Origin of the sequence: Arcicella aquatica (genome assembly GCF_034928825.1) — a bacterium.
GTDB classification, from domain to species: Bacteria; Bacteroidota; Bacteroidia; order Cytophagales; family Spirosomataceae; genus Arcicella; species Arcicella aquatica.
This window is the reverse complement of the sequence record NZ_JAYFUL010000093.1, coordinates 1-4,431: the sequence shown is the minus strand read 5'-3', so window position 1 is coordinate 4,431 and position 4,431 is coordinate 1. Positions and strand designations below refer to the sequence as shown.

Sequence of the window (4,431 nt, the reverse complement as noted above, 5' to 3'; positions counted from 1 at the left end):
AGATTAGTCAGAAAAGCTTTAAGTTTCTCAAAGTCCCTCGACAATCATATTGGTGCAATAAAATACTTTATTTGTAATTATAATCTTGAAAGATAAACATTACATTTTTAGGACTACCCTAATTTTTTCTATAGATTTTACAATATTTATTTTTTCATTAATATGAATAAATATTTTGTTTTATCTTTATTTAAATTATATAGACCCGTTCAATTGAGTAGTAAGTTATCATCATATTAAAAATTTAAAACCGCCATTAGCAGATGAGATCTTCCTCGATTAATTATTTATCGGAAGTAATATTGAATTCATTAGAAGGCAATGTTTATATTTTAGATAGAGAATACCGATTTGTTTATTTTAATAAGTCTTTCGCAGATTCTTATAAATTTAGTTTTGATGAATTACCACAATTACATGAAATAAGTAAAGTAATTACATCAGAACATCCATTTTTTCTTTCGACTGTTGAACACTATAAAAGAACATTTGAGGGAGAATCTTTTGAGCTTGAACCAAATACAATAAAGCAAAAGTTTTCTCCACTTATGGATGAAAACGGTATTGTTTCAATGATTTTGGTTCAGTTTCATGTACTTCCCAACACAATTCCTTTCGTTAGTGAAAACGTACTATACTCAGAAAGTCAATATCACGAAGTAATTAATCTCATCAGTGACATTGTATTTAAAACTGACCAACATTGGCAGTGGACATTCTTGAATGATTCTTGGACAAAAATCTTAAACTATAGCATAGAGGAATCATTAGGTAGGCCATTTTACGATTTTATGCATCCAGAAGATGCTGCCCAAAAAGAACAATTGTTTGATGCTTTAATCCGTGAAAAAAAACCTACAAGTAAACACCTTGCCAGATTTATTACAAAAACTGGAGAAATAAAATGGATTAAAGCTTCTGTTACATTTATTTCAGACCCAAAAGGATTTGTAATTGGAGCTACAGGAACATTAAGAGACATTACTAGACAAAAGGAAAACGCCCATATTTACGAATTACTCTCAAATAATGTAAAAGACTTAGTTTGTATTCATGATTTAGAAGGTAGTTTATTGTATCTGTCGCCTTCCATCAAACAAATTACTGGCTATGAACCCCAAGATTTAATTGGGAAAAAACTATCTGATTATTATCATCCTGACGATTTAGAGATTACTGACAAAGAACAGCTACCATTTGGCGAAACTACGTCGTCATATACAAGCTATCGCTTCAAAAAAGCCAATGGAAGTTATGTGTGGCTAGAAACGAATTCAAAAGTATTTTTTGATGATTATGACCTTACTCATCGAATTATTACCTCTTCCAGAGAAATAAATGATAGAAAACGCACCGAAGAGGTGTTGATGGCATCATTACAAAAAGAAAAAGAATTGAATGATTTGAAAACGCTTTTTGTCAATGTAGCATCTCATGAGTTTAGAACACCTCTTTCTACGATTCGTTCAAGCACTGAAATCATCCAATTGATCGATAAAGAACAGAATCCGCATATTGTAAAACATGTGAATATTATTAGTAGTCAGATTGATAGAATCACCAATTTGATGAATGAAATCTTGATTGTTGGAAAAATAGAATCCAACAATTTGAGTTGTAATAAAGAAGATGTAAATATTCTTGAATTAGTTAAAACAAGCACAGAGGCTCAAAATGTTTTACAAAAAGATGGAAGATTTATAGATTTTAACGTAACAGGGTCGCCTCGTACTGCACAAATAGACCCCCTTCATCTTACTTTAATCTTGGATAATTTATTATCCAATGCCTTCAAGTATTCACGAAATAAACCCAACCCAGTGCTTTCTTTAATCTTTAATGAAGATTCTTTTCAGATAAGTATTCAAGATTTTGGAATAGGTATACCATCTGAGGTAAAAAACAATGTATTTAATTCTTTTTACAGGGCAAATAACGTAGGAAGGATAGAAGGAACAGGTTTAGGCTTAGTAATAGCAAAAAATTTAGTCAAGATAAACGGAGGAAAGCTTAGTTTTGTTAGCAAAGAAAATGAAGGCTCTACATTTATCCTTTATTTCGGTTATTTATAATTAAATTGTGTCTATTATTGGTATAACAAAAAGAATACCTCTTACTAAAAAGAGGAGTTATTCTTTTTGTTATTAATTAATAAATAAGTAATTTAGCAAAAAGACCATTTCTTAATTTACCTTAAAATAAGTTGTGTAGTCCTTTTATATAATATTATAAATTATTCAATTTTAATAGACGTATCTTTCACACTGAGTATTATCTATTGACTTTGAAACAATTCCATTATTAAACTTATTAAAATGAACTTGTGAAATACCCAAACTTTCATGAGTCAATAATTAGATAATTTTGAGTTTCTTTAACTATAAACTCATGTATATCATTAATAACTCAATCTCTTTGATATTAGCTATTATTTTAAAGAGAATTTGACCTATATTAATAAAATATTGTAAAAAAATGAATGAAATTCCTAAGACATTAATTGTAGATGATGAGCATCTTAATAGAATATTGCTAGCTCGTTCATTACAATCTTTTAATATACCTTACAGCGAAACTACTGATGGACAGGAGGCCTTAGATTGGATAAAAAATTCAACTGAGAAGCAGTTGATTATATTATTAGATTTGAATATGCCAGTAATGGATGGATATGAATTTATGTTTCATTTAGAATCATATCCTGAAGAATTTTTGGATAAACAAATAGAGCTTATTATCGTATCAGCGGCTAGCCAAAGTAGTTTTGAAGAACTATGTGAATTGGCTGGAATAACGTTGAAAACGGCAGCTTACCTTGAAAAACCAGTTAGTAAAAATAGATTACAAGAAGCGCTTCTTCTTGCTACACAAAATTTCAGTACCCCTCTTTAATTATTATAGATGTTCTTCAATATAAAATAGGTAATTTATAGATTAAATAACCTAAATTTTAAATATATGAAGTGATAATATCTTACTCAAAAACAATTATGATTAAAATTGTATTAATAGAGGATGATTTTTTGTTAGCTGATAATACAAAAACAATTTTAGAAATTAGCGGATTTAGCTGCTTTGTTGCTGAAGATGGTGAGACTGGAATCCAGTTAATTGAAGCCTTTCAACCAGACATTGTTATTTGTGATATTATGCTTGGCGAAATGGATGGGTATGAAATTTTAAGAATTATTCGCTATGAAAAAGGTTTAGTAAATCTTCCTTTTATTTTTTTATCAGCTAGGGCAGATTTTTCTGATAAACGAAAAGGAATGAATTTGGGGGCTGATGATTTCATTACTAAGCCTTTTACCACCAAAGATTTAATTGAAACTATCAATTCTAGGTTAAGAATTAGTTCTCTCAAAAAAGCGTCTGCTGATGTTGAAATTCGTAAAAATGCTACGGATATTTTTCTAAGTATCTCTAATCATGAATACCTTACGCCCTTAAATGGCATAGTAAACTTTACAGATTTAATGTCAGAAAGCATTGAAAACGCTAGTTTTCTGGATATTAATGAACTTCAAATGCTAATTGATGGCATCAGGCTTTCTGGCAAAAGGATGCTACGTATTACTCGTAAGTTACTTTGGTATAACCAGCTAATCTGTGGCATAAATCCTTGGAAAAATGCCTCGAAAGAAGAAGTAGATGTTATACAACTAGAAAACAAATTATTCCATCAACTCAAAAAAAGTAAATCCTCTGAATTTCATCTAATTACACATCATAATGCTTCGCCACTTAAGGGTTATGACAGCATTTTTGTGGAAGATATTTTATCCGAACTTTATCAAAATATTATTCAATTTGCCAATGTAGATTATAGAATATATTCTGAAATACTTTCAAATAGCTCATTCTTAACATTGACGCTTAAAAACCATTTTTTAGGAAGCTATCAAATGGATACTCAAGCGATAAAGCCTTTCTATCAAGCCCATGTTACCAAAGACATGAATGGTACGGGGCTGGGCTTATACATCGTAAATGAATGGGTAAAAACAATAGGTGGACAATTAGAAGTAAAATGTATCAATAGTATTTTTGAAGTGAACCTTACTTTGCCTATTCGTATAGCCTAAAGGTATCATCCTACTTCAAACATGAGGCATCCCGAATTTTCTCTAAAAATAGTGAGTTTTAGATGATTTTGAGTTTTTGTAATTTATTCTCGTCCTTACTTTTTGCCTTGATGCAAAAAGTAACAAAAAAATCAAGAATTCCTAAACTCGCTATCGCTCAAACAGTAGGAATTCGGTGCCCATCAATCATAAAAAAGAGGCTGTCCCAAAAGGATAGCCTCTTTTTTATGGTCAATTTTATAGAACGCTATAATTTTCCATTCCTAATTTTCTAAAGTCGAATTTGAAGAATTCTAAATATTTTAATAGACTTTGATTATTCACAAAGCAAATCAATACCCTATTA

Annotated in this window: 3 protein-coding genes and 1 pseudogene; all 4 read left to right on the top strand. The window is 30.0% G+C overall.

Features of this window, described 5'->3' with window-relative positions; translation table 11 throughout:
• Window positions 1-96 (top strand): annotated as a pseudogene (locus VB264_RS24885) (IS1 family transposase); the annotation flags it as partial.
• A gap of 167 nt (window positions 97-263) precedes the next feature.
• Entirely contained in the window at window positions 264-2,072 is a 1,809-nt protein-coding gene (locus VB264_RS24880) for a PAS domain-containing sensor histidine kinase (protein ID WP_323254085.1), read from the top strand.
• 403 nt (window positions 2,073-2,475) lie between these two features.
• Window positions 2,476-2,892, top strand: a complete 417-nt coding sequence (locus tag VB264_RS24875) for a response regulator (RefSeq protein WP_323254083.1) — start codon at window positions 2,476-2,478, stop codon at window positions 2,890-2,892.
• Between the two features lie 98 nt (window positions 2,893-2,990).
• Complete coding sequence (locus VB264_RS24870) at window positions 2,991-4,085, top strand: ATP-binding response regulator (RefSeq protein WP_323254081.1); 1,095 nt, start codon at window positions 2,991-2,993, stop codon at window positions 4,083-4,085.
• The last annotated feature ends 346 nt before the right edge of the window (window positions 4,086-4,431 follow it).